24 protein-coding genes are annotated in these 23,259 nt (G+C 54.4%); 12 read left to right on the forward strand and 12 right to left on the reverse strand.

Features of this window, described 5'->3' with window-relative positions; translation table 11 throughout:
* Positions 1-64 precede the first annotated feature (64 nt).
* Positions 65-763, forward strand: coding sequence for a leucyl/phenylalanyl-tRNA--protein transferase (aat, locus tag BMX66_RS13875; protein WP_090883206.1), 699 nt, complete (start codon positions 65-67; stop codon positions 761-763).
* Positions 747-1,502 carry an arginyltransferase gene (locus tag BMX66_RS13880; protein WP_090883208.1) on the forward strand — a complete coding sequence of 252 codons (756 nt, stop codon included), beginning with the start codon at positions 747-749 and terminating at the stop codon, positions 1,500-1,502. The genes aat and BMX66_RS13880 overlap by 17 nt, the downstream gene beginning before the upstream one ends.
* 47 nt (positions 1,503-1,549) lie before the next feature.
* On the opposite strand, the gene BMX66_RS13885 is transcribed toward BMX66_RS13880, so the two are convergent.
* On the reverse strand, positions 1,550-2,497 hold the full coding sequence (locus BMX66_RS13885; protein WP_090883210.1) for a tetratricopeptide repeat protein: 948 nt from the start codon (positions 2,495-2,497) through the stop codon (positions 1,550-1,552).
* A gap of 247 nt (positions 2,498-2,744) precedes the next feature.
* On the opposite strand from BMX66_RS13885, the gene BMX66_RS13890 reads away from it, so the two are divergent.
* From BMX66_RS13890 to BMX66_RS13905, 4 genes are read left to right on the forward strand one after another with little or no spacing between them, the layout of a single operon-like run.
* Positions 2,745-3,785: a quinone-dependent dihydroorotate dehydrogenase gene (locus BMX66_RS13890; protein WP_090883212.1), complete on the forward strand. Its 1,041-nt coding sequence runs from the start codon at positions 2,745-2,747 to the stop codon at positions 3,783-3,785.
* 1 nt (position 3,786) lies between these two features.
* The gene (rsxB, locus tag BMX66_RS13895) at positions 3,787-4,524 is read left to right on the forward strand and encodes an electron transport complex subunit RsxB (protein ID WP_090883214.1); all 738 of its coding nucleotides are present in this window, start codon (positions 3,787-3,789) and stop codon (positions 4,522-4,524) included.
* Positions 4,521-5,153 (forward strand): endonuclease III, encoded by a 633-nt coding sequence (gene nth / locus BMX66_RS13900; protein ID WP_090883216.1) that lies wholly within the window; start codon positions 4,521-4,523, stop codon positions 5,151-5,153. Before rsxB ends, nth begins: the two co-directional genes overlap by 4 nt.
* A 46-nt stretch (positions 5,154-5,199) precedes the next feature.
* On the forward strand, positions 5,200-5,628 hold the full coding sequence (locus BMX66_RS13905) for a DUF1841 family protein (RefSeq protein ID WP_090883218.1): 429 nt from the start codon (positions 5,200-5,202) through the stop codon (positions 5,626-5,628).
* Positions 5,629-5,930: 302 nt separating this feature from the next.
* Here BMX66_RS13905 and BMX66_RS13910 read toward each other — a convergent pair whose 3' ends face one another.
* The 10 genes from BMX66_RS13910 to BMX66_RS16075 form a co-directional block, all read right to left on the reverse strand.
* A complete protein-coding gene (locus BMX66_RS13910; protein WP_090883220.1) occupies positions 5,931-6,257 on the reverse strand; it encodes a c-type cytochrome in 327 nt (108 codons plus the stop codon).
* Between the two features lie 25 nt (positions 6,258-6,282).
* The gene (locus BMX66_RS13915; protein ID WP_255398969.1) at positions 6,283-6,576 is read right to left on the reverse strand and encodes a c-type cytochrome; all 294 of its coding nucleotides are present in this window, start codon (positions 6,574-6,576) and stop codon (positions 6,283-6,285) included.
* A gap of 134 nt (positions 6,577-6,710) precedes the next feature.
* Positions 6,711-8,630 (reverse strand): ATP-binding cassette domain-containing protein, encoded by a 1,920-nt coding sequence (locus BMX66_RS13920; RefSeq protein WP_090883225.1) that lies wholly within the window; start codon positions 8,628-8,630, stop codon positions 6,711-6,713.
* Between the two features lie 130 nt (positions 8,631-8,760).
* Entirely contained in the window at positions 8,761-9,273 is a 513-nt protein-coding gene (locus BMX66_RS13925; protein ID WP_090883227.1) for an inorganic diphosphatase, read from the reverse strand.
* Between the two features lie 47 nt (positions 9,274-9,320).
* Positions 9,321-10,157 carry an HlyC/CorC family transporter gene (locus tag BMX66_RS13930; RefSeq protein WP_090883228.1) on the reverse strand — a complete coding sequence of 279 codons (837 nt, stop codon included), beginning with the start codon at positions 10,155-10,157 and terminating at the stop codon, positions 9,321-9,323.
* A 75-nt stretch (positions 10,158-10,232) separates the two neighbouring features.
* The gene (gene ybeY, locus BMX66_RS13935; protein ID WP_090883230.1) at positions 10,233-10,787 is read right to left on the reverse strand and encodes an rRNA maturation RNase YbeY; all 555 of its coding nucleotides are present in this window, start codon (positions 10,785-10,787) and stop codon (positions 10,233-10,235) included.
* Positions 10,771-11,748 (reverse strand): PhoH family protein, encoded by a 978-nt coding sequence (locus BMX66_RS13940; protein ID WP_090883232.1) that lies wholly within the window; start codon positions 11,746-11,748, stop codon positions 10,771-10,773. The genes ybeY and BMX66_RS13940 overlap by 17 nt, the downstream gene beginning before the upstream one ends.
* A gap of 654 nt (positions 11,749-12,402) precedes the next feature.
* The gene (miaB, locus tag BMX66_RS13950; protein WP_090883236.1) at positions 12,403-13,749 is read right to left on the reverse strand and encodes a tRNA (N6-isopentenyl adenosine(37)-C2)-methylthiotransferase MiaB; all 1,347 of its coding nucleotides are present in this window, start codon (positions 13,747-13,749) and stop codon (positions 12,403-12,405) included.
* 115 nt (positions 13,750-13,864) lie between these two features.
* A complete protein-coding gene (ppc, locus tag BMX66_RS13955; RefSeq protein ID WP_090883321.1) occupies positions 13,865-16,678 on the reverse strand; it encodes a phosphoenolpyruvate carboxylase in 2,814 nt (937 codons plus the stop codon).
* Between the two features lie 50 nt (positions 16,679-16,728).
* The gene (locus BMX66_RS16075) at positions 16,729-16,884 is read right to left on the reverse strand and encodes a hypothetical protein (protein WP_255398972.1); all 156 of its coding nucleotides are present in this window, start codon (positions 16,882-16,884) and stop codon (positions 16,729-16,731) included.
* Between BMX66_RS16075 and hemC the strand changes: the two genes are divergently transcribed.
* Genes hemC through BMX66_RS13975 form a run of 4 tightly spaced genes read left to right on the forward strand, consistent with a single transcriptional unit; the run spans position 16,865 to position 20,836 of the window.
* Positions 16,865-17,770 carry a hydroxymethylbilane synthase gene (gene hemC, locus BMX66_RS13960; protein ID WP_255398971.1) on the forward strand — a complete coding sequence of 302 codons (906 nt, stop codon included), beginning with the start codon at positions 16,865-16,867 and terminating at the stop codon, positions 17,768-17,770. The two genes, BMX66_RS16075 and hemC, sit on opposite strands and share 20 nt — an antisense overlap.
* Positions 17,767-18,570 carry a uroporphyrinogen-III synthase gene (locus tag BMX66_RS13965; RefSeq protein ID WP_090883238.1) on the forward strand — a complete coding sequence of 268 codons (804 nt, stop codon included), beginning with the start codon at positions 17,767-17,769 and terminating at the stop codon, positions 18,568-18,570. Before hemC ends, BMX66_RS13965 begins: the two co-directional genes overlap by 4 nt.
* The gene (locus BMX66_RS13970) at positions 18,567-19,628 is read left to right on the forward strand and encodes a uroporphyrinogen-III C-methyltransferase (RefSeq protein ID WP_090883240.1); all 1,062 of its coding nucleotides are present in this window, start codon (positions 18,567-18,569) and stop codon (positions 19,626-19,628) included. Before BMX66_RS13965 ends, BMX66_RS13970 begins: the two co-directional genes overlap by 4 nt.
* The gene (locus BMX66_RS13975; RefSeq protein WP_090883241.1) at positions 19,625-20,836 is read left to right on the forward strand and encodes a heme biosynthesis HemY N-terminal domain-containing protein; all 1,212 of its coding nucleotides are present in this window, start codon (positions 19,625-19,627) and stop codon (positions 20,834-20,836) included. The genes BMX66_RS13970 and BMX66_RS13975 overlap by 4 nt, the downstream gene beginning before the upstream one ends.
* Positions 20,837-20,875: 39 nt before the next feature.
* Here the strand turns inward: BMX66_RS13975 and BMX66_RS13980 are convergent, their stop codons facing one another.
* Positions 20,876-21,916: a CDP-6-deoxy-delta-3,4-glucoseen reductase gene (locus tag BMX66_RS13980; RefSeq protein ID WP_090883243.1), complete on the reverse strand. Its 1,041-nt coding sequence runs from the start codon at positions 21,914-21,916 to the stop codon at positions 20,876-20,878.
* A 58-nt stretch (positions 21,917-21,974) separates the two neighbouring features.
* Here BMX66_RS13980 and BMX66_RS13985 point away from each other — a divergent pair, with 58 nt between their 5' ends.
* Positions 21,975-22,958: an SDR family oxidoreductase gene (locus tag BMX66_RS13985; RefSeq protein WP_090883329.1), complete on the forward strand. Its 984-nt coding sequence runs from the start codon at positions 21,975-21,977 to the stop codon at positions 22,956-22,958.
* A complete protein-coding gene (gene cutA / locus BMX66_RS13990) occupies positions 22,921-23,250 on the forward strand; it encodes a divalent-cation tolerance protein CutA (protein ID WP_199679332.1) in 330 nt (109 codons plus the stop codon). The genes BMX66_RS13985 and cutA overlap by 38 nt, the downstream gene beginning before the upstream one ends.
* Positions 23,251-23,259 lie beyond the last annotated feature (9 nt).

Below are 23,259 nucleotides of genomic sequence, written 5' to 3' on the forward strand. Positions count from 1 at the left end.
GCCGTTGCCTTGGTCCGTCCGCTATCCGTTGTCATATTGGAGCATGTAGCTCATTGCCTCTCGCATGATCTCCTGGCTTACTCCTGAGTCTCATTTCCCGCCGCTGCACACCGCACTTGCTCAGCCTAATGGCCTGCTTGCCATCGGTGGCGATCTCTCGCCGCAACGGCTGATCCAAGCCTACCGCTGCGGCATTTTTCCCTGGTTCAATGAGGGTGAGCCTATTCTATGGTGGAGTCCCGATCCACGCATGGTGCTGTTTCCCGGCGAGCTTAAAATATCCCGATCACTAAGAAAAGCGCTTAAGAAAGGCAATTACGAAATTCGCACCGACAGCGCTTTCAACCAGGTCATGCACGAGTGCGCCGCGCCGCGTAGTGGACGCGCCGGAACCTGGATTCATGAAGAGATGGTTTCAGCCTATGCTGCTCTGCATGAAATGGGCATGGCACATTCCGTCGAAACGTGGATAGACGGGGAATTAATGGGCGGGCTATATGGTGTGGCTCAGGGAAAAATGTTTTTTGGGGAGTCGATGTTTTCCCGCGTTTCCGGCGCGTCCAAAATCGCATTGGTGCACCTGGTAAGACAACTGGAGCGCCGGGGATTCAGGATGATTGACTGTCAAATGAAAACCGCTCATCTCGCTTCCTTCGGCGCGCGGGAAATTCCTCGCAAGGAATTTAGTCAAAGATTGAAAGAATTGGTAAACTACCCTGAACGAGTCGAAAAATGGTGCTTCGATCATGAGCCAATTGAATGACCTCCCTTCGTCCGCGCTGCAGTTCTACACTACTGCGTCTTATCCGTGCAGCTACTTGCCGGAGCAGTTGGCGCGGTCCCAGGTGGCGACGCCCAGCCACCTGATCGATACCGATATTTATGGCGAGCTGGTGCAGGCCGGTTTTCGGCGCAGCGGCGCATTCACTTACCGTCCTTACTGCGACAACTGCCGTGCCTGCATGCCGGTACGGATCGTGGTCGATGAATTGATTCTCAGACGTGCTCAACGCCGCTCCTGGAAGCGTCATCAGAACCTGGTTGCGACACAACATGATTTGTATTATCACCCGGATCACTATGCGCTGTATCTGCGCTATCAGGCGCAACGCCATAGCGGCGGCGGCATGGATCGGGACAGCCGGGAGCAATACCGCCATTTCCTGCTGCCAAGCAATGTCAATTCCAGTCTTGTCGAGTTCCACGATAATGGCCAGTTGCGCATGATCAGCATTATTGATGAACTGCCTGACGGAATATCGTCTGTATATACTTTTTTCGATCCGGATGTGCCAGGGGCCAGCTTCGGCACCTACAATATCTTGTGGCAAGTGCAACTATGCCGCGCGCTGAAACTACCCTACCTTTATTTGGGTTACTGGATCAAGGAAAGCCAGAAAATGGCATATAAAGCCGGATTCAGGCCATTGCAGTGTCTGGTTGATGGGCGCTGGGAGCCGTTGAGCAACGTAGAGATTTCCGGTATCAAGGACCCTGCGTAGCCGTAGTTTTGTCTACTGATCAATCATTCCTCGGGACGGCCGCGGATTCAACTTCCAGACTGTTGCTGCGCCATCCGTATTGCGGAGGCACGTTTTTCCAAAGGTTCCGCTTTTTCCGCATGGCCGATATCCCGGTAAAGCTGTGCCAGATTTTCGAGACTGGTTGCCACGTTCGGGTGATTGCGACCCAGCGCTTTTTCTGAAATCGCCAGCGCACGCCGGAAGAGCGGCTCGGCATGCGGGTACTTGCCCTGGTCTTTATATAACCCCGCCAGATTATTCAAGCTCAAGGCCACGTTCGGATGATCCGGGCCCAGCGCCTTTTTCGAAATTGCGAATACCCGCTTATAAAGCGGCTCAGCTTGCGCGTACTGTTTTTGCGCATTGTAAAGCAGTGCAAGATTGTTCAGGCTCATGGCCACATTCGGATGGTCGGGACCGAGCGTTTTTTCCAGTATGGCCAACGCGCGCTTAAAAAGCGGTTCTGCCTGCGCATACTGCTCCTGCACTTGATATAGCTGCCCCAGATTATTCAGGCTAACGGCAACATTGGGATGATCCGGCCCCAGCGCTTTCTCATCAATTGCCAGGGCCTTCTCATAGAGAGGCTGCGCCCGCGCATAATCCCCTTGTTTTCCGTGCAGCATTGCGAGGTTGTTCAGCGTGGCAGCCACTTCGGGCTGTTCCGCGCCAAGCGATTTCTCAAAAATGGCCAACGCACGTTCGAGAAGCGGTTCGGCGTGCGCATATTTACCCTGAGCGTTATACAGCAGTGCAAGGCTATTCAGGCTGGTAGCAATATCGGGATGGTCCGCATCCAGCGATTGTTCCGCTGTCTGCAATGCTTGCTTTGCTACCGTCGTCGCGCCTTTATAGTCACCCAGGCGATAAAGTGACTCCAATTCATCGTTGAGTCTGTCCCACTCGGTCGTGGCATGAGTCAAACCACAAAATGTCATGAGAACCAAAACCAGAAAATGGCTGGACAGCTTCATGAATACTCCCGCTAACGGTCAAATAAAGATGACAACAAATCGTTGGTAATTATCAATATAAACACCATTATGTCAAAAATAAAGTCCGGTCTATTGATAATTGGGCGCCTTTGGCATCTTCGGGCGTCGACTGTTCTTGTATAGCTGGCTCATCTGCCTGCCAATTACTCAGCCCAGCCTTTGCCTCATTTATCCGTATCGGATCTCTATTAGAGAACATTATATTTGCGAATGTTAAAATGAGTGCATGCTCTATTCCTTACTTCGGCCGTTGTTATTCGGTCTAGACCCCGAAACAGCTCATCGCATTACATTCGATGGACTCGAGAAAGCTCACCGGCTTGGCATACTTGGCAGCGGTCCGATACGTTGCCAGTCCCGCAATGTCATGGGTCTGGATTTTCCCAATCCTGTCGGGATGGCTGCCGGGCTGGATAAGGATGGGGAGCACATCTCGGCTCTTGCCGCGCTCGGCTTCGGCTTTATCGAAATTGGCACGGTCACACCTCGTCCCCAGCCGGGGAACCCGAAACCGCGGCTGTTCCGTATTCCTCAGGTAAATGCCATCGTCAACCGCATGGGCTTCAATAACCTTGGCATAGATAATCTCCTCGCGAACGTCAAGCATGCGAATTACAGCGGTATACTCGGTATCAATATTGGCAAAAACTTCGACACGCCGGTCGAAAAAGCGATTGATGACTACCTGATTTGCCTGCACAAGGCCTATCGCTACGCCAGCTATGTCGCTGTCAACATTTCTTCGCCCAATACCCCTAACCTTCGTCAATTGCAAAACGCGGAGGAACTGGATTATCTGCTGCGCATGCTGAAACTGAACCAGCAAAAACTGGCTGATGAACACGGGAAATATACGCCCCTGGTGGTGAAAATCGCTCCTGATCTGGAACCGCCACAAATTGACTCCATCGCATCGCTATTGATGAAACATCGAGTTGACGGGGTTATCGCCACGAATACAACGCTCTCACGGGCCGGAATAGAAACAATGCCGCATGCGAGCGAAGCCGGCGGATTAAGTGGAGCGCCGCTCACAGAACGTGCCACCGCCGTCATCCGCCGCTTACATGATATGCTGCAAGGAGCGCTGCCCATCATCGGCGTCGGCGGCATAATGCGCGCGGCGGATGCGAAGGAAAAAATCGAGGCGGGAGCAAGTCTGGTACAAGTATACAGCGGTCTGATTTATCGCGGCCCCGATCTGGTGCGCGAGATTGCGCAAGCTTTATGCGTAGCGGATACGCCGCATTCCGACGCGCGGATTTAATATGAAAGAAAATTTACTGGTAGCGGAAATCGACGCCATTCTGCCGCAAACGCAATGCCGCCGATGCGGATTCCCTGGCTGCAGGCCATACGCGACGGCCATAGTGGAGGGGCGCGCGGAGATCAACCAATGCCCCCCTGGCGGAGAGAAGGGTGTCCGAAAATTAGCGGAATTGCTCGGGGTGAGCCCAATGCCCCTGAATGCCGCTCATGGCATCTCTAAACCTGAAGAAGTGGCGTTGATCAATGAACAATTATGCATAGGCTGCACCCTGTGCATTCAGGCTTGTCCGGTGGACGCTATCGTAGGCGCTGCAAAGCAGATGCATACCGTGATTGCTGCGGAGTGCACCGGCTGCGAACTATGCGTGGCGCCATGCCCTGTCGACTGTATCGGCATGGTTCAAGCCAACCTGCAGCCTCCTGCCATCGGGGATAAATCCCTTGGTGGACTGAATACTGCCCTGGCATGCGAACGCGAAAAAGCAGCCGCTGATCGCGCACGTTCGCGTTACCAGTTCAGGTTGGAAAGGCTTGAGCGTGAAAAACAGGAGTGCCAGGAAAGACTCGCCCAAAAAGCCGAAGTAATGGCACCTGGGAACGGTTCATCAGCGGCAGCCAATCTCAAAAAAGCAACTGTTCAAGCCGCCTTGGAGCGTGCCAGGACTGCTCAAGCTCAGGCTTCGAAGAAAAACAACGATGCAGAACCATCGGCAGGCATTTCTGTTCCCAATTCATGAATTCGAGCATACGCCGAGAGATTTTTACGCGCTTCAGGTCGGTTAATCCTCACCCTACCACCGAGCTGGAGTACAGTTCACCGTTTGAATTGCTGGTGGCGGTGGTGCTTTCAGCCCAGGCCACCGACAAGGGCGTGAATCTCGCGACCCGCAAGCTGTTCGCCAAGGCTAACACGCCGGAGAAAATTCTTGCGCTGGGGGAGGCTGGATTGCGGGAAATCATCAAGAGCATCGGGTTATACAAAACCAAGGCAAAGAATATATTGGCGACATGCAGCATGCTCATCGAGCACCATGGCGGCAAGGTACCAGGGACTCGTGAAGAGCTGGAAAGACTTCCCGGCGTGGGACGCAAGACTGCCAATGTGGTATTGAATACCGCGTTCGGCCAGCCCACCATGGCAGTGGACACGCACATTTTTCGTGTAGCAAATCGTACCGGAATTGCCCGTGGAAAAACGGTGCTGGAGGTAGAGCTGAAACTTCTGAAGTGCATACCCAGGGAATTTCGCCATGATGCTCATCATTGGCTTATTTTGCATGGGCGCTATGTATGCGTAGCGAGAAAACCGAAATGCGCCATATGTATCATCAATGACTTGTGCGAGTATGAGGAAAAGAATCTTTGACAAAAAAAACTGAAAGAAAACAATACCGCTGCAGTATTACAACCTGATGTTCAATCCCTCCAGAGAACAGGCGCGCCAGTTCTTCTTTGATACCTGGCGAAAATACCGGCAGCATGAAATGCTTTCGCCTATGGAAGACATGGCGCTCGAAGTCATTTTGCTTCATCCGGAATACCATGCGCTGCTTGACGACCCGGAGCGCTATCAGGACAAGGATTATTTACCGGAAATGGGCAATACCAATCCTTTTCTGCACATGAGTATGCACATTGCCATCAAGGAGCAGCTTTCGATAGACCAGCCCTTCGGTATTCGCAAGCGATTCGAGCGTCTACTTAAGTTAACCCATGATGAGCATGCTGCCATGCATGAGGTAATGGAATGCCTCGCAGAAATGATCTGGCAGGCCCAACGCAACCAGTCGGCGTTTGATGCTTCGGTCTATTTTGAATGTCTGGACCAGCGGGGAAATTAATTGTACTTGACGAGGCGCGACACCTCCCGCAACGGGACATCCCGAGGGCCTGTTTTATCGCTTCAGGAACCTCCGAACAAGTTTTCTACATGCTGGGCGCGGATTTGCAGCGTGCTGAAACCGGGCACCCGTTGTGCCCATGCCCGGTGATATCGTGGGGCCAACCATAGCCTGCGTCATATGCCTTGTGATCAGCCCGGTTTCTCTCAGCTCATTTGGCACAATTGGTCGGTCCAGGGAAAAGTTGTTCAGAGGTTTTTAAACAAGCAGACGGGAAGGAATTTTCCCATGCGCTCGTCTGATCAATATTTGGTTTTCAGACCAGACTGACTGGCGTAATATGCCGACACGTTCTCGATTTCTTCCTTGCTCAAGGCGGCAGCCATACCCGCCATGATTGGGTCTTTTCGAACGCCCGATTTATATTCGTTGAGGGATTTCATCAGATAACTTGCATGCTGCCCGCCCAGTTTCGGGAAAGCGGGAGCGGGACTATTGCCATCCGGGCCGTGACACGCCGCACAAACCTCAGCTGCTTTTTTCTTGCCAGCGTCTATATCGGCTGCCATCCCTGGGCCGGAAATGAGCAGCAATGCGCCGCTCGCTGCGGCAATAACGAAATTTTTCATGAGCCTTTCCTTGGGTAATGAGTGATTATTTTCCGCTGGCGCCTGAATAATAGGCGGCAAGGTCTTCCATATCCTGTTGGGTCAGCGTATCGGCTATCGCTTTCATGGTGGGATGATTCCGGTTGCCGTCTTTATACGCCTGCAGTGCTTTGACCAGGTATTCGGCATGCTGGCCGCCTAGTCTTGGGACGTTATATACCGTTGGATAGGATGTGCGATATCCTTCTATTCCGTGACAACCGATGCACGCTGTATTTTTCTTCTTCCCTGCAGCCGGGTCTCCGGCTGCATGAGCGGTACCGCCTAATGCCATAAGCATACCGCACGCAAATAAAAAACTCCCTATTGCTGGTGGTTTCATTATTAGTGCCCTCTTTTTTCAAAAAGAGCGACTCTAAACGATGTGCCATTCTTGGTCAATGAATAAAACACAAAGTTATAAGGAACTTATCTCTAGATTTTTTGTCTCGATGTCGACCTTTTGGCTTCCAGTTCCTCCCATCGCGCAAGATAATCCATGAGTTCACTTTCGATGAAAGCAGCACGTTCTTGCAACACTCTGGTTTTTTCCGGATCATCACGATAAATATCCGGCAAGCATAGCTGGCGAGTAATCGCAGCCTGTTCCCCTTCCAGAATCTCTATTTTTCCCGGCAACTCGTCAAGTTCCCGGGTTTCCTTGTAACTCAGTTTAGCGCGACCGGCTGATTCATGTATCTTGGACACGGGCTGTTGCGGTTTTTGCGCCGGCTGCTTCGCCGGTATTTTTGCATGATCCTTCGCCCGCACCCAATCTTCATATCCCCCAACATATTCCCTCAATAGGCCGCCGCCTTCAAAAGCAATAACCTGAGTTACCACATTGTCGAGAAATTCACGGTCATGGCTCACCAGAAACAACGTACCGGAATAGTTTTGCAGCAATGCCTCCAGCAGTTCCAGGGTTTCGATATCCAGATCATTTGTTGGCTCATCAAGGACGAGCACGTTGGCAGGCCGGGTAAACAGGCGTGCCAGCAACAGCCGGTTTCGCTCACCGCCTGAAAGTGACTTTACCGGTGAACGGGCTCGCTGTGGCGAAAACAGGAAATCTTCCAGGTAGCTTATGACATGCTTCCTTGTCCCGCCAATGTCGATAAAATCGGCGCCCTGGCTAATCGTATCGATCAGCGTTGCTTCCTCATCGAGTTGTTCGCGCATCTGGTCGAAATATGCCGCCGCGAGTTTGGTTCCAAGCCGGATATTGCCGGCATCGGGTTGCAGCTCGCCCAGTATCAGCTTCAGCAGGGTGGATTTCCCCGCGCCATTTGGTCCCAGTAATCCCACGCGATCGCCGCGCATGATCCGGCAGGAGAAATCATCGATGATGACCTTGTCGCCATAACTCTTGCTGACATGCTCCAGTTCAGCCACCATCCGTCCGGATTTTGCACCTTCGTCCACGTTGAGATTAACCGCCCCCGAGCGCTCCCGCCGGGCTGCTCGCTCCAGCCGTAGCGCTTCCAGTCGCCGGACACGCCCTTCATTGCGAGTGCGGCGCGCCTGAATTCCTTTGCGTATCCATATCTCCTCCTGCGCCAGCACCTTGTCGAACTTCTGATTGTGGACAGCCTCAATTTCCAGCATCTCCGTTTTCTTTCGCTGGTACGCGGCAAAATCACCGGGAAAGCTCGTCAAATTGCCTCGATCAAGTTCGAGAATCCGCGTCGCGACATTGCTCAGAAAGCGGCGGTCATGTGTGACAAACAGTACGCTTCCGGCAAAATTCCTGAGTAGCCCTTCCAGCCATTCAATAGAGAGAAAGTCCAGATGATTGGTCGGCTCATCCAGTAGCAGTACATCAGGTGATAACACCAGGGCGCGAGCCAGTGCAACCCGTTTTTTTTGTCCGCCCGAAAGTTGTCCTACCATTGCATCTGCCGAAAGGTCCAGCTTGTCGATAGCGGTTTCCACCGTAGCCTGGATTCGCCAGCCGTCCTGAGCTTCCAGCTGGGCTTGCAAATCCTCCAGGCGCGAAAGGAGGGCATCCGTATCACCAACGCCGTCGCTCAAAAGGTGAGAGGTTTCGTGATAATGGAGCAGCACCTGGCTTATCGCGCCCAGTCCCTTCGATACTTCCTCAAATACGGTGAGGGCGGGGTCCAGGTCCGGCTCCTGCGGCACATACGCCAGCCTCAGCGCCGGGGCGCGCCAGATCCTGCCGTCATCCGGCCTGGTTTCGCCCGCAAGAATGCGCAGTAAGCTTGACTTTCCGCCGCCATTCCTGCCGATCAGCCCGATACGTTCACCCGGATCAAGCTGCAAGTCCACTTGATCGAGCAGCGTGTGATGGCCAAAGGCGAGAGAGGCTTTTTCCAGAGTGAGAAGAGGCATGGACCGGGAAAGCTATTTCAGCAAAAATTGACAAGGGGCGCAATTCTGACATGCCTGCCGCGGCTTGGCAAAAGAATACGGCGCGAGTTTCAACAGCAATTCCTGCCTGATTGCGCAAGAACCGCGCCTGTCAGAGGTCGAGCGGCTCGCGCTGCAACTTTCGATAAAGCGGCCGAGCGCGAGCCAGCGCCCGGCTGGCATCGCACCAGCCTTCGCATGCGTTTCGTCCCGGCTGGCCTCGCCACATATTCAGCAATCCCTTGCACTTGGCATAGAACTGGAAAAATTGCAGTACCTTCCGGCGTTGCAATGCATCAGGACAATAATCGGCACATATAAGCTTGTCGTCTATCAGGCCGCCGTCTGTCATCGTCACCGCGCCCCATGTCCTGATTTGTATCCTCGCACCCAGCGGTAATCGCGGACCGAGTACCAGCGCGTCCAGGAGATCGCCGTCAAGGCCTAGGTAATCCGGCACAGAGCCGTAGTTGAATGGACACGGCAGGGGTGAGATAAAGTCGACTGTGCCGGAGGATCCACGCTTGAGAAAACTTCCCCTGGGAACTTCCACCACTACCTCCACCACCGGCGCGTCAGGCAAATCCTGGCAGGCTGTGTTTAGGCTTTCATTGACATCGTTCACAACCTCATCCCGACGTTATCCCGCTTTTTCCCAACTTTGCCCCCGTTTCACTGCCCGATCCCGCCGCTATTTCTTTCAACCAGCAGTGTATACAATCTGCGGCTATCAGCGCGCAGCACGGTAAACCTGAAAGCGCCAACGACTACCGATTCGCCCCGTTTGGGCAGCCGTCCGAATTCGTGCAGTACCAGGCCTCCGATCGTGTCGTAATCCACATCACTTAATTCGGCGCCGAGCCTTTCGTTAAAATCCGAAATTTCGGTGATAGCCTTGACGCGATAATGGCCGTTCGCGTCCTGCACAACGTTATCCTCGGCCTCGTCGAAATCGTGCTCATCCTCAATCTCGCCGACGATCTGCTCCAGTACGTCTTCGATTGTAACCAACCCGGCGACGCCGCCGTACTCATCCACCACGATGGCTATGTGGTTGCGGTTGGTGCGAAAATCCTTGAGTAATACATTGAGCCGCTTGGATTCCGGGATAAATACCACTGGCCGCAGCATGTCACGTACATCAAACTCTTCCTCTCCCGCATAAAAACGCAGTAAATCCTTTGCGAGTAATATACCGATCACGTTATTTCTATCATTTTCGATGACAGGAAAGCGCGAGTGTGCAGTTTCGATAACCAATGGGATGAATTTATCCGGCGTTTCGCTGATATCGATCACGCTCATTTGCGAACGAGGAACCATGATGTCGCGAGCCTGCATTTCGGATACCTGTATCACGCCTTCGATCATGCTCAGAGCGTCCGAATCGAACAAATTGTGCTCAAAGGCGGAATGCAATAATGCTGTCAGTTGTTCGCGATCACCCGGCTCGCGCAGGAGAAGCGCCTTGACGCGTTCGAGCCAGCCAGGTTTGGGAGGGTCATCCATAAGTGGTTGACATCAGTGTAATTAAATTTAACTTCGTTGAAGGCGGAAAGAACGGATAACGGCGCAATTTCATGATCAGTGTTCTTCGGTAGTCCATTGATGTTCCCGGTAAGGATTTTTGTATCCCAGCCTTCCGAGAATTTCAATCTCCAGTTGCTCCATTACCGCTGCGTCCGCGTCGTTCTCATGGTCGTAGCCCTGTAGATGCAGGACGCCATGTATCGTGAGGTGAGCATAATGCGCGGCCAGGCTTTTGTGCTGCTGCCCCGCCTCATTTTCTATCACGGGCGCGCACAGCACAATGTCGCCAGACAATCGCTCGCCATTAGATCGTGGACCAGATCGAGCATCGGGTGCGACAGCGTCGTAAACAAACGTCAGCACGTTCGTAGCGTAATCTCGATCGCGAAAATCCCGGTTGAGGCTGCGGCCCTCGGCTTCATCAACGATGCGCAACACAATTTCCGCATCCTGCGTCAATGCTGCCTTGATCCATGTGCGAAATGCCGAGCGAGGGGGTACGTCCGATGCGCCGGTAGCGTATTGCGCTGTTAATTTCAATTTCGTAGACTTTACTTCCTGGCACGCAACCCCTCCTGGCGAATCGGAAGCGCTACTCTTTTTTTTCATACTTTTCGTAGGCATTGACAATTCTTTGCACCAGCGGATGCCGCACCACATCTTCTGCATCAAAATTTGCAAAAGCGATGCCACGCACCTTTTCCAGAACTTTTTTTGCTTCTACCAGACCGCTTTTCTGATGTTTCGCCAGATCAATCTGCGTAATATCGCCGGTCACCACAGCCTTGGAGCCAAAGCCGATGCGAGTCAGGAACATTTTCATCTGTTCGGGAGTGGTGTTTTGCGCTTCATCAAGGATGATAAAAGATTGGTTCAACGTACGTCCGCGCATGAAAGCCAATGGCGCAACTTCAATTGCGCTCCGCTCAAACTGCTTGCTGGTTTTATCAAATCCCATCAGATCGTAAAGTGCATCGTAGAGGGGGCGCAAATAAGGGTCCACCTTCTGCACCATGTCGCCAGGCAGAAAGCCCAGACGCTCTCCGGCTTCTACCGCCGGACGCACCAGCACAATGCGCGCGACGAGATCACGCTCCAGCGCATCCACCGCGCTTGCCACCGCAAGATAAGTTTTTCCCGTGCCCGCAGGGCCGATGGAAAAGGTAATGTCATGCGTCTGGATTTGTTGCAGATATTCAACCTGGCGTGGTGTCCGGCCCCGCAAATCGCTTCGTCGGGTAAGCAGCGCCGGCTCCACTATTTCTTTCGCTCCGCCAGCAGCAGCATGCTTTTTCGAATGATGAGGATTCATCGCTTCGATCAGCCCCAGCTGAATTTGCTCAATGCTCAGATGATGCTGTGCCTGATCGTAAAAATTTTGCAATGCTTCTGCCGCAAGCAAAGTCTGGGCTGATTTACCGCGCAAACTGAAATGCTCCCCCCGGCGTGCGATGGCGACATCCAGTACGGTTTCAATCTGCCTGAGATTTTCGTCCAGCGCGCCGCACAGGTTCGCAAGACGCTGGTTATCGGCTGGGGAAAAAGAAATTTCGACGGGTTTGGATTTCAAAGGCGCGGTGAAGCGACGCAGTAAGTCGATAGTGAAGTCTCAATTCTGGCAGTGATAGACGTACTTTGCAAGGGCGCCCAAAGCGTCGGCCGAGGGGCCCCGCGAAGCGGGGATCGGGCAGCGCCGGGCGCCGCGACCGCGGTTTTGGCGGTCGCTTTGCTGCAGTTGCACGAATGTTCCAGCGTCGGCCGAGGGGCCCCGCGAAGCGGGGATCGGGCAGCGCCGGGCGCCGCGACCGCGGTTTTGGCGGTCGCTTTGCTGCAGTTGCACGAATGTTCCAGCGTCGGCCGAGGGGCCCCGCGAAGCGGGGATCGGGCAGCGCCGGGCGCCGCGACCGCGGTTTTGGCGGTCGCTTTGCTGCAGTTGCACGAATGTTCCAGCGTCGGCCGAGGGGCCCCGCGAAGCGGGGATCGGGCAGCGCCGGGCGCCGCGACCGCGGTTTTGGCGGTCGCTTTGCTGCAGTTGCACGAATGTTCCAGCGTCGGCCGAGGGGCTCCGCGAAGCGGGGATCGGGCAGCGCCGGGCGCCGCGACCGTACTTGCGTGCGCCTGCATCCCGCCGTGCGCCCCGCTTCCTTCGGAACACACTGCTCCGTCCTGCACGGTCGCCGTAAAACGTCGCCCCGGCAAGGATTTGTTCAGAGACTTCCTGATATCAGCCCTTTACAATTTCCCCGCGCAATGAATGTGATAGGGCCGCAGTAATTTTTACATTTATGAAATGGCCGATCTTTTCCGGGTAGCCGGCGAAATTTACCATGCGATTATTATCAGTACGTCCACAAAGCTCGTTGGCATCTTTTTTAGACTGACCTTCCACCAGAATACGTTGAGTCGTCCCGATCATGCTTCGACTGATCGCTTGCGCCTGCTGCTCGACCTTTTCCTGCAAGCGTTGCAACCGCTCAAGCTTGATTTGATGAGGTGTCGTGTCCGCCAGTTCCGCCGCAGGCGTGCCCGGACGCGGACTGTAAATGAAGCTGAAGGACCCGTCGAAGTTTACCCTCTCAACAAGCTTCAAGGTAGCTTCGAAATCGGCCTCCGTTTCGCCCGGAAACCCGATGATGAAATCGGAAGTAAGTGAAATATCGGGTCGCGCTGCGCGAAGCCGGCGGATGATGGATTTATATTCCAGCGTTGTATAACCGCGCTTCATCGCTGCCAATATACGGTCGGATCCTGATTGAACCGGCAAGTGCACATGACTTACCAGTTTAGGTAATGTTTCGTAAGCTTCGATCAGCCGTGGGGTAAACTCCCTTGGATGAGACGTCGTATAGCGGATGCGCTCGATACCCGGAATCTCGTGAATAAACTCAAGCAGCAGCGCCAGGTCGCCAATCTCCCTCTCTTCCCCTTCTCCCCCATATTCGATTACACCCCGATACGCGTTGACATTCTGCCCGAGCAACGTGACTTCCTTGACGCCCTGGCTTGCCAATCCGGCAATTTCAGTCAGTACATCATCCAGCGGGCGCGAGATTTCTTCGCCGCGCGTATAAGGCACGACACAAAAGCTGCAATACTTGCTGCACCCTTCCATAATGGAAACAAAAGCGGTGACGCCTTCGGTACGTGCTGGCGGCAGGTGGTCGAATTTTTCGATTTCGGGGAACGAAATATCCACCTGGGGGCGGCCTGTCGCTTGACGCTGGGAAATCAGTTGAGGCAACCGGTGCAGGGTTTGCGGACCGAATACCAGATCCACGTACGGCGCGCGTTTCACAATCTCCGCGCCCTCCTGGCTGGCAACGCAACCGCCCACGCCGATCAGCAGATCGGGGTTGGAAGTTTTAAGATGTCTGACGCGCCCCAGATCATGGAATACCTTCTCCTGAGCCTTCTCCCGCACCGAGCAGGTGTTGAAAAGAATTACATCGGCATCAGCGGGATTTTCGGTTTTTTCCATGCCCTGCGCATCATGAAGCACGTCTGCCATTTTGTCCGAGTCATACTCGTTCATCTGGCAGCCAAATGTTTTGATGTAAAGTTTTTTAGCCACGCCTATACCAAAGTATTACCAAAATGTGCACTGAACTATCCTGAGAAAGTACTATCGGTCCGACTCAACCCGGTCTGCCCGTCCGAGGGCGATCATGGCTGATGTTCATAAAGCCTTACCCGCTGTTTCTCAATCCTGCGGCCACCCCGTTAATGGTGAGTTGTATCGCGCGCTTCACCGCGTCAGTGGAATCGCCGGAACGATAGCGGCGCAACAGCTCTACCTGAAGGTGATTGAGTGGGTCGATGTAGGGCGTGCGATTGCGGATGCTGCGAGCGAGGGTAGGATTGTCCTGCAGCAGTTCGGTGCGGCCGGTCACGGCGAAAAGCCATTTTACGCACAAACCCCATTCTCTCTGTATGCGCCCGAAAACTTCTTCTCGCAAGTCAACATCAGTAACAAGCTCAGCATAGCGTGACGCGATGCCCATGTCGGTTTTGGCCAGCACCATATCCATGTTGGATAGCAGTGTTTGCAGGAACGGCCAGGTACGATGCATTTCCTGCAGAAATCCCAAGCCCTTTGCGCCCCGGCCTTCGCGCTGGACGAACATTTCTACAGCCGTGCCGAAGCCGTACCAGCCGGTAATCATGGCACGGTTGACGCTCCAGCTGAATGTCCAGGGGATGGCGCGCAGATCTTCTATCAGGTCGGATTTCTTCCGGGATGGCGGGCGGCTGCCGATATTCAGACCAGCAATTTCCCTTATCGGAGTCGATTCCTGAAAATAGCGTGTAAACCCCGGCGTTTCATATACCAGATTGCGATAAGCTGCGAGCGCATCGCCTGCCAGCACTTCCATGATGCGATAATAATCAGCGGCGCGTTGACCAAGAGGATCATGGCTCAGCAGCGTAGCCTCGACGGTGGCCGCTACCAACGTTTCAAGATTACGCCGGCCAATTTCCGGGTCGGCATATTTGCTGCCGATGACTTCGCCCTGCTCCGTGATTCGTATCTGGCCATTGACGCTGGCCGGAGGCTGAGCCAGTATTGCCTGATAGCTGGGGCCGCCGCCACGCCCGACTGTGCCGCCGCGTCCATGAAACAAACGCAATTCAATCTTGTGCTTGGCGAAAACTTTGGTTAATTCTGTTTCGGCTTTGTAAAGCTCCCAGTTGGCGGCCAGGAACCCGCCATCCTTGTTGCTATCGGAATAACCCAGCATCACTTCCTGAACATCATCGCGTGATGCGAGGAGTTTGCGGTAATACGGTAGCGAGAACAGCTCGTCCATAATGACGCCGCAGCCGCGCAAATCCGCGATAGTCTCGAACAATGGAACGATATTGAGATGCAGGCAGGGTTTTTCTCCGGCTAGCAAGAGACCCACTTCCTTCAGCAACAGCGCAACCTCCAGCATGTCGGAAATGCCGTCGGCTTTGGAAATAACGTAATTTGGCAATGCCGCGCGGCCGAAGCGCCGTTGAATTTCCGCCGCTGTTTGCAAAATGCACAGTTCGCTCTGAGCGAGTTCGGAATAGTCCAGATAAGGTGAACGCAGGGGACGGGGACAGCTGATCTCTGTCAGCAGCCACTGGACACGCTCCGTCTCGGTCAATTCGGAATAACCTGTGCGATTGGCGCCATACTCGAACAATTCCGCCACTACCTGCTCATGTACATTGCTGTGCTGGCGCATATCCAGCGGCGCGAGATGAAATCCGAAAACTTCGGCTGCGCGTCTCAGGTGACGCAGTTCACCGCGCGCCAATAATTCCGACTTGTGCTGCTTGAGGGAGTGGATGACGATATCGAGCTCCCGCACGAATTCCATGCTTTCCCTGTAAGGTGCGGCGGGTCCTACCGGACGCCGCTGCCGGATTACGTGACCAAGACCCTGGCTGGTAGCAGCGAGACGTGCATAAATGCCGATCAGCGCGCGCCGGTAAGGCTCATCGGCACGGCTGACCGCGTGGTCGGGCGACGCTTCTGCCAGTTTGGCCAGTGCCTCATCCACATTCACCAGTCGCTCCGTCAGACTTAACTTTCGGCCGATCTGATGTACTTCACCCATATAGAAGTCGAGCGCCAGCGCCGATTGACGCTCAGCTGCATGCAGCATTACCTCATGGGTGACAAATGGATTGCCGTCCCGATCGCAGCCTATCCAGCTGCCTATGCGCAGGAACGGCGGAATATGCGGCGCGTTGGCTCCCATGCGGCGTTCGAGCAGATCCTCGATTTCCGCATACAGACGGGGTACTTCGGTAAGAAAAGTGTAATGGTAATAGGCCAGACCGTTTTTGATCTCGTCATACACCGAGAGGCGCTGCGAACGCAGCATGCGAGTCTGCCACAATATCTGAATGGCGGAGCGCAACCCGTCTTCGTTGCTGCGCAACTCGTCCGGCGTAAGCTGCACCCGGTCGCGCTCGTTCAGCAGGTGCGCAATGGTCAATTGGCAATCGAGTATGCTTCTGCGCTGCACCTCGGTCGGGTGCGCCGTCAGTACCGGTGAGACGACCGCCTTGGCGAAGAATCTGCTTAATGCGGCGCCGTCCTTCCCGCTGTTGAAGACCCGATCCAGCGCCAATGCCACGCTCCCTGCCTGCGGCGGCGATCCGGCCCGAAGATGGCTGCGCCGACGGCGGTTGTGATGCATGTCTTCGGCGATGTTGGAAAGTTGCGAAAATTGGCTGAATGCGCGCACGACCGCTTCCGTCGCCTTGTTGCTCAACTGATTGAGCATCATATCCATTTCCTGCCGTGCCGTCGGATCCTGCTCGCGGCGAAATCGAATCGCGGTCTGGCGGATGTTTTCGACCAGATCAAAAGTAGGGTCTCCCTCCTGCTCACGCAAGGTATCGCCCAGCATGCGCCCCAGCAGGCGGATATCCTCACGAAGGGGATCGTCCTTCACGGGCGGATCTTTATCATTGCTGTGATTTTTATCGAAATTTCCGCTTCGGGAAGCAAGGGAACTCATAAACGTAACCTCTTTCTTAACGGCAGATACGACCGGATGCCTCGCGTGCTTCAATCCAGCTTTGGCGCGCGGCATGCTAAAATGGGTGCTAGCAGCAATTCCGTAATTTTCTCATTGTTAATAATAATGCCTAATTCATCCAGATCACCAAAAATCGTTATTGCCACGCGGGAAAGCGTTCTTGCCCTGTGGCAGGCAAATTTCATTCGGGATCGGCTCACGAAATTATACCCGCAAACGGAATTCAGCATATCCGCTATGACGACCCGTGGCGATCAGATTCTGGATGTATCCCTCTCCAAAATTGGCGGCAAGGGATTATTCATCAAGGAACTGGAGCAGGCCCTGGAAGATGGCCGCGCCGATATCGCGGTGCATTCGATGAAGGATGTGCCGATGGATATGCCGCCGGGATTTGCACTGGCCGCCATCGCCGAACGCGAAGATCCGCGCGATGCTTTTATTTCCAATCGATATGCCACGCTCGATTCGCTCCTGACCGGCAGTGTGGTGGGAACCTCCAGTCTACGCCGCGAAAGCCAGCTGCGCGCGCGTTTCCCGCATTTGCAGGTGCAGCCCTTGCGCGGCAACGTGCAGACGCGGCTGCGCAAGCTGGATGAAGGGCAGTTTGCGGCTATTATTTTAGCGGCTGCGGGTTTGAAACGGCTGGGGCTGGGCAATCGAATTACCGCACTGTTAAGTCCCGAATTGAGTTTGCCGGCAGTGGGCCAAGGCGCCTTGGGCATCGAGTGCCGGACCGATCGAACCGATTTGATCGAGTTGATGAAACCGCTACATCATCTGCCCACTGCTCAGTGCGTTGAAGCGGAGCGCGCCATGAGCCGCGCGTTGGGTGGAAGCTGCGAAGTGCCCCTGGGAGGCTTTGCTGAAATTGCCGGAGGTATACTGCGATTACGCGGATTCGTCGCCAGCCAGGATGGAATGCGCATGATAAGTGATGAATTGAGTGGCGATCCGGAAGTCGGGACGGTAATGGGTGCGCAGCTGGCGCAGAATTTGAAGGTACAGGGCGCGGAAGAAATTCTGACAGCGCTGGGATCAAGAGCGACCGAGCCCGTGAGCCACCCGTGACCAAACCGCTGGCCGGGACCAATATCCTGGTCACGCGTCCGGCCCATCAGGCCGGCGAGCTTGCTGACCGCATACGCGCAGCAGGTGGTAATCCCATTTTATTTCCGGTGCTGGAGATTCTGGATACGACGAATCAGCATCCACTGCTGGATTTGATCGAACGTCTCGACGAATTCGACCTTGCAATTTTTATTAGTCCCAACGCAGTCAATAAGGCAATGCGTCTGATACTGGCAAAGCGGACATTGCCCACCGGGCTTAAAATTGCGGCGGTTGGCCAGGGGACCGTGCGGGAACTGGGAAATTTTGGCGTTAATGCCGTAATCGCCCCGACTACACGTTTCGATAGCGAAGCGTTGCTTGACATGGCTGAATTAAGGCAAATGGAAGGCAAACGCGTCGTAATTTTTCGTGGCGACAGGGGACGGGAAGTGCTGGGAGAAAATTTGCTGAAAAGGGGCGCCACCCTGGAATATGCAGAATGTTACCGCCGGGTCAAGCCGCATTCGGATACCGCTCTGTTAGCCAGAGCCCGGGCGAGTGGAAAAATGACCGTGATTACGATAACCAGCAGTGAAGGGTTGCGCAATTTATGCGATATGGTTGGCGAATCCGGTCAGGCGTGGCTCCGAAAAACGCCATTGTTTGTATCTCACGAGCGCATAGCTCAAACCGCGAGGAAACTGGGATTTACGCGCGTGATCCTTACCTCTGCCGGCGATGATGGGCTGATGGAAGGCTTGCTGGATTACTTTCAGCCGGAAGCCAGCGGCGAAAATCGAATTTCAACGAAACCATGAGTGCAGAAACTCAATCTGTCGAGACCGGGAAGTCAAATGAAGTGCGCAAGAGACCCGCTCAGGGATGGACCGGGCGAATCAGTTCCGTTTTGCTTCTTGCTCTGATCTTTGTCCCGGTAATGGCGTGGCAGTGGTACGACACGCGTCATGAAATCGCTGGATTGCAGCATGAGCTGGCAAAACGGCTGGCCGAATCCGATGCTTCGGGCAAAGAGTCGCATCACCTGGCGGCAGAGGCGACCGAGGCAGGGCGTCGGGTAGAAACAAAGGTTAACTTGCTGGAAGCCAAACTGGCTGAATCGCAGAGCCAGCAACTGGCGCTGGAGGCGCTGTACCAGGAGCTTACGCGTAATCGCGATGAGGCAACACTGGAGGAAGTGGAACAGTTGCTTCTTATTGCCAATCAACAGTTGCAGCTGGCAAGCAATGTCAAGGCTGCTCTGATCGCTATGCAAGAGGCTGATGCCCGCCTGCAGCGCATTGACCGCCCCCAGTTATCCCCCTTGCGCAAGATCCTCGCGCAGGACATGGACCTTCTGAAATCCGCACCCTATGTGGATACGGTGGGGATCAGCCTGCGCCTGGACAATCTGGCGGCCTCAGTCGATACATTGCCGTTGAAGATGGAACTTCGTCCACCGGAAACCGTCTCTTCCCCGCATCAAATTCCGGCGACGGAAAATATATGGCTCAGGTTCGCGCGTGAGGCATGGGAAGACGTAAAGCGATTGGTACGTGTCCAGTACATGAATCAACCGGATCTTGCTCTGCTATCGCCATCACAGGCATATTTTCTGCGGGAGAATTTAAAGCTGCGCCTGCTGTCGGCTCGGCACGCACTGCTTGCCCGCGATGTAGCGAGCTTCAAGGCTGATCTCGATGCATCTGTAGAATGGATCAGCCGTTATTTCGACAACGAATCGAAATCCGTCGTCGATATGCTTGAAGCACTGCGTCAGTTGCAAGACAGCGAAGTGAGTATTGAATTGCCTCGTATTTCTGCCAGTCTCGGTGCGGTGCGCAACTATCGGATTGCACGCGACCGAGGAATTAGATGAAGTGGGCGCTATGGTTTCTGGCGTTGTTTTCCGTTGCCGTGGCGGTGACGCTCGCCGCCAGATACAACAATGGCTATGTGCTGATCGTGGCTCAACCTTATCGCATCGAGCTCTCGCTCAATTTATTGGCCGTCTTACTGCTGGCGACTATTTTTATCGCTTATTTCGTCGTGCGGCTGGCTGTCATTACGCTGCGATTGCCAACAGAGGTGAGCGAATTCCGTTCTCGCAGGCGCCACGAGAAAGCGCGTACGAGAATGCTCGACGGGCTCAAGGCGTTCTTTGAAGGGCGCTACGCTCAGGCCGAGAAAGCTTCCGCTGCCGCGCTGGAACTGAAAGAATCTCCTGCCGTTAGCGCGATTAATGCCATGGTCGCTGCCCGTTCCGCACACGAACTGAGAAAGTATTCCCGACGTGACGAGTTTATTGCGTTGGCGGAAAGCAATGCACCGAAAGAGATAACGCTGCGGCTGATGACACAAGCCGAATTGTTGCTGGATGAACGCCGGTTCGATGAAGCACTGAAAATATTGCAGTCCCTGACCGCCACGGGGACGCGCCCGCCTACCGCCGCACTGCGGCTGGAACTTAAAGCGCAGCAGCGGTCAAAAAACTGGGATGCCGTTCTGGATCTGCTGCGGGAGCTGGAGCAGCGGAATGCGGTTGACATGGAACTGGTGAGGCAGCTGAGACGCCGCGCCAATGTGGAAAGTCTCAAAAGCAGAATGTTGAATCCCCAGGCACTGAAGGAGTATTGGCAAAATACGTCTTCAACCGATAAGAAAGACAGCAAGCTGGCCGCCGCTGCGGCGCGTGCGTATACGTCAATGGGGGACTCTGCAACCGCTCGTCAGATTATTGAGGAGAGTCTGGATAACCAATGGGATTCCGAATTAGCCGAGCTGTACGCGCAATGTACGGGTAACGATGCCGTCAGGCAAATTGAACGCGCCGAAGCCTGGCTCAAGTCTCATCCCAACGACGCATCTCTGCTGTTTGCCTTGGGCAAGCTTTGCGTCCACTGCGAACTATGGGGCAAAGCACAAAATTATCTGGAGGCGAGTCTGTCGGTGGAACCGGATTACCCGGCGCATCTGGCGTTGGCACAGCTGAACGGGAAACTTGGCCGGCCCGAACTGGCTAGCGATCATTATGGCAAGGGCCTCGAACTCGCATTGAGGCGACTCGACGCACTGGCGCAGGAGTAACCCGGCTGCGGCTCGCAGCCGCCCGGATGACCCGGAAAATCAGGGCTTTGGTTCGCTTGCCGAAGTCGTGAATGCGTCGGAAAAAAACTCATTTTCCGGGAGGCCGCGCAGGCGGGTGAAATCCCGATGTGCCGCTTCGACCATCGCCGGTGTGCCGCAAGCGTATATCTGATATCCGGCGAGATCGTCGAAATCCTGCAGCACGGCTTCATGTACCAGGCCGGTCCTTCCATGCCAGTTATCCGTTGGAAGGGGCTCGGATAGTACCGGGATAAAGGTAAAATTGTCATGTTCCTGCTGCCAGCTTCCTGCCAGATCCGTCATATAAAGATCGGACCTGGTGCGGTTGCCCCAGTAGAGGACCATCTGCCGCTCATGCGCCCGGAAGTTTTGTACATGAAAGATATGTTCGAGTATGCTTTTAACCGGTGCGAACCCTGTGCCGCTGGCTACGAAGATAATTGGTTTATCTGAATCTTCCCGCAGAAAAAAGGTGCCGAGCGGCCCTTCGAAGCGCAGGATGTCCTTCTCCTTCATCTGGGTGAATACATGCTCGGCGAATGCGCCGCCGCGGTAATTTCGCACATGTAGCTGCAGCAGTTCGTCGTCGTGAGGCGCATTCGCTAGGGAGAAACTCCGGCGCTTGCCATTTTTCATGAGAATGTCGATATATTGCCCAGCGAGAAACTGCAAGCGTTCATTGGCCGGAAGCTTCACGGAAATTATCATTACGCCAGGCGCGGCCCGTTCCAGTTTCTGGACACGGCACGGCAACATCTTGATTTTAATATCTTTTATTGCCCCGATTTCGCGGCATTCGATGACAAGTTCCGATAATGGCACCGCGCAGCAAAACAATGCCATCCCCGCCTGCTTCTCCACTTCCGTTAGCGCACTTTCATTATGGCTGCCGAAATCGACCTTTCCCTGTATGATTTTGCCCTTGCAAGTACCGCAGGCGCCATTTCGGCAGCCATAGGGAAGCGGATAACCTTCGCGAAGCGCGGCCTGTAACACGGTTTCCCCGGGTTGGGCGAAAAAAACATGGCCGCTAGGCTCGATAGTAATTTGATGCGGCATCTGATTACGGATGATTCAGTAAAGACAAGGATAACCGGCGGCAAACAAAATGAACACCATGAAACGGACGCTTTTAATTGTCGGCTGCGGCGACATTGCCTTGCGCGCGGCGCCCCTGCTTCAGACGCACTATCGGCTGCTGGGCCTGTGCCGGACGCCGGACAAAAGAGCCTTTTTGCGTTTGCACGGAATTACGCCAGTGTTTGGAGATCTCGACGCGCCTCGCACTCTTGACAAACTGAGTGGGAGAGCTCATGCGGTTTTGCATCTTGCTCCGCCACCTGCTCGTGGTCAACGAGATACCCGTACTGCGAACCTCCTGGCAGCACTGACAAAACGGCCAAGGATGAAGGGGGCAATATTACCACAACGGCTTATTTACATCAGCACCAGTGGCGTATACGGTGACTGCAGAGGTGCGCTGGTAGATGAAACCCGTTCGATCAATCCGCAAACAGGACGCGCATGGCGCCGTGCCGATGCAGAGAGACAGGTCCGCAGCTGGGGACTGCGCAACGGCGTGAGTGTGTCAATCCTTCGTGTGCCAGGAATTTACGCGGACGATCGCCTGCCGCTCGCCCGTTTGCGCGAGGGCGTTCCGGCGCTATTGCCGGAAGAAGACAGCTACACAAACCACATACACGCTGAGGATCTCGTGCATATCCTCTTTGCCGCGCTGCGCCATGCAAAGCCAGGCAGGATCTATCATGCCAGTGATGACTCAGACTTGAAAATGGGCGAGTACTTCGATCTGGTGGCAGACAGGATGGCTCTGCCGCGACCACCACGCATCGCCCGAGTCCAGGCCGAGGGGCGCATATCTTCAGGCATGTTATCGTTCATGCGGGAATCGCGGCGGTTGATCAACACACGCATCAAGCATGAGTTGCAAGTGAACCTTCGCTATCCCACTGTCGCCGAGTGTTTTGCAAGGAGCGCCGTAGTGAATGCTTGGGAAAATAGTAAAATTCGATCTGTTTCAAGGAATGCCGACAGCAACTGCGATGGAACCCATACTCATCTTTACCAATCTGCCCGATAGAGCAGCGGCTATATCGCTTGCTGAAAAACTGGTCGACGAGCGATTGGCTGCCTGCGTCAATGTACTGGCCGAATGCACGTCTGTTTACCATTGGCAGGGGAAAAAAGAGAGTGCCCGCGAAGTACCGGTACTGATCAAGACGCTTGCCCGGCATTACGCCCGGCTGGAGCAGTTGATAACGTCCCTGCACCCATACGAACTACCCGAAATCATTGCTGTCCCAATAAGCAGCGGGTTGCCCGCTTATTTGCGATGGATCGCTGACGAAACGTTAACTCCTGCCAACAATTAACTGAAAAAA

Origin of the sequence: Nitrosovibrio sp. Nv6 (assembly GCF_900110495.1) — a bacterium.
Lineage (GTDB): Bacteria > Pseudomonadota > Gammaproteobacteria > Burkholderiales > Nitrosomonadaceae > Nitrosospira.

Excerpts from the sequence above, each read along its gene's own strand:
- BMX66_RS16075 (WP_255398972.1), bottom strand. The coding sequence starts at position 16,884 with ATGAAATTTGCCTGCCACAGGGCAAGAACGCTTTCCCGCGTGGCAATA.
- BMX66_RS13975 (WP_090883241.1), top strand. The coding sequence starts at position 19,625 with ATGAAGTGGGCGCTATGGTTTCTGGCGTTGTTTTCCGTTGCCGTGGCG.
- BMX66_RS13880 (WP_090883208.1), top strand. The coding sequence starts at position 747 with ATGAGCCAATTGAATGACCTCCCTTCGTCCGCGCTGCAGTTCTACACT.
- BMX66_RS13890 (WP_090883212.1), top strand. The coding sequence starts at position 2,745 with ATGCTCTATTCCTTACTTCGGCCGTTGTTATTCGGTCTAGACCCCGAA.
- BMX66_RS13920 (WP_090883225.1), bottom strand. The coding sequence starts at position 8,630 with ATGCCTCTTCTCACTCTGGAAAAAGCCTCTCTCGCCTTTGGCCATCAC.
- BMX66_RS13885 (WP_090883210.1), bottom strand. The coding sequence starts at position 2,497 with ATGAAGCTGTCCAGCCATTTTCTGGTTTTGGTTCTCATGACATTTTGT.
- BMX66_RS13985 (WP_090883329.1), top strand. The coding sequence starts at position 21,975 with ATGAAACGGACGCTTTTAATTGTCGGCTGCGGCGACATTGCCTTGCGC.
- BMX66_RS13915 (WP_255398969.1), bottom strand. The coding sequence starts at position 6,576 with ATGCTTATGGCATTAGGCGGTACCGCTCATGCAGCCGGAGACCCGGCT.
- nth (WP_090883216.1), top strand. The coding sequence starts at position 4,521 with ATGAATTCGAGCATACGCCGAGAGATTTTTACGCGCTTCAGGTCGGTT.
- BMX66_RS13970 (WP_090883240.1), top strand. The coding sequence starts at position 18,567 with ATGAGTGCAGAAACTCAATCTGTCGAGACCGGGAAGTCAAATGAAGTG.
- BMX66_RS13980 (WP_090883243.1), bottom strand. The coding sequence starts at position 21,916 with ATGCCGCATCAAATTACTATCGAGCCTAGCGGCCATGTTTTTTTCGCC.
- ybeY (WP_090883230.1), bottom strand. The coding sequence starts at position 10,787 with ATGAAAAAAAAGAGTAGCGCTTCCGATTCGCCAGGAGGGGTTGCGTGC.
- BMX66_RS13930 (WP_090883228.1), bottom strand. The coding sequence starts at position 10,157 with ATGGATGACCCTCCCAAACCTGGCTGGCTCGAACGCGTCAAGGCGCTT.
- BMX66_RS13905 (WP_090883218.1), top strand. The coding sequence starts at position 5,200 with ATGTTCAATCCCTCCAGAGAACAGGCGCGCCAGTTCTTCTTTGATACC.
- BMX66_RS13910 (WP_090883220.1), bottom strand. The coding sequence starts at position 6,257 with ATGAAAAATTTCGTTATTGCCGCAGCGAGCGGCGCATTGCTGCTCATT.
- aat (WP_090883206.1), top strand. The coding sequence starts at position 65 with ATGATCTCCTGGCTTACTCCTGAGTCTCATTTCCCGCCGCTGCACACC.
- ppc (WP_090883321.1), bottom strand. The coding sequence starts at position 16,678 with ATGAGTTCCCTTGCTTCCCGAAGCGGAAATTTCGATAAAAATCACAGC.
- cutA (WP_199679332.1), top strand. The coding sequence starts at position 22,921 with ATGGAACCCATACTCATCTTTACCAATCTGCCCGATAGAGCAGCGGCT.
- rsxB (WP_090883214.1), top strand. The coding sequence starts at position 3,787 with ATGAAAGAAAATTTACTGGTAGCGGAAATCGACGCCATTCTGCCGCAA.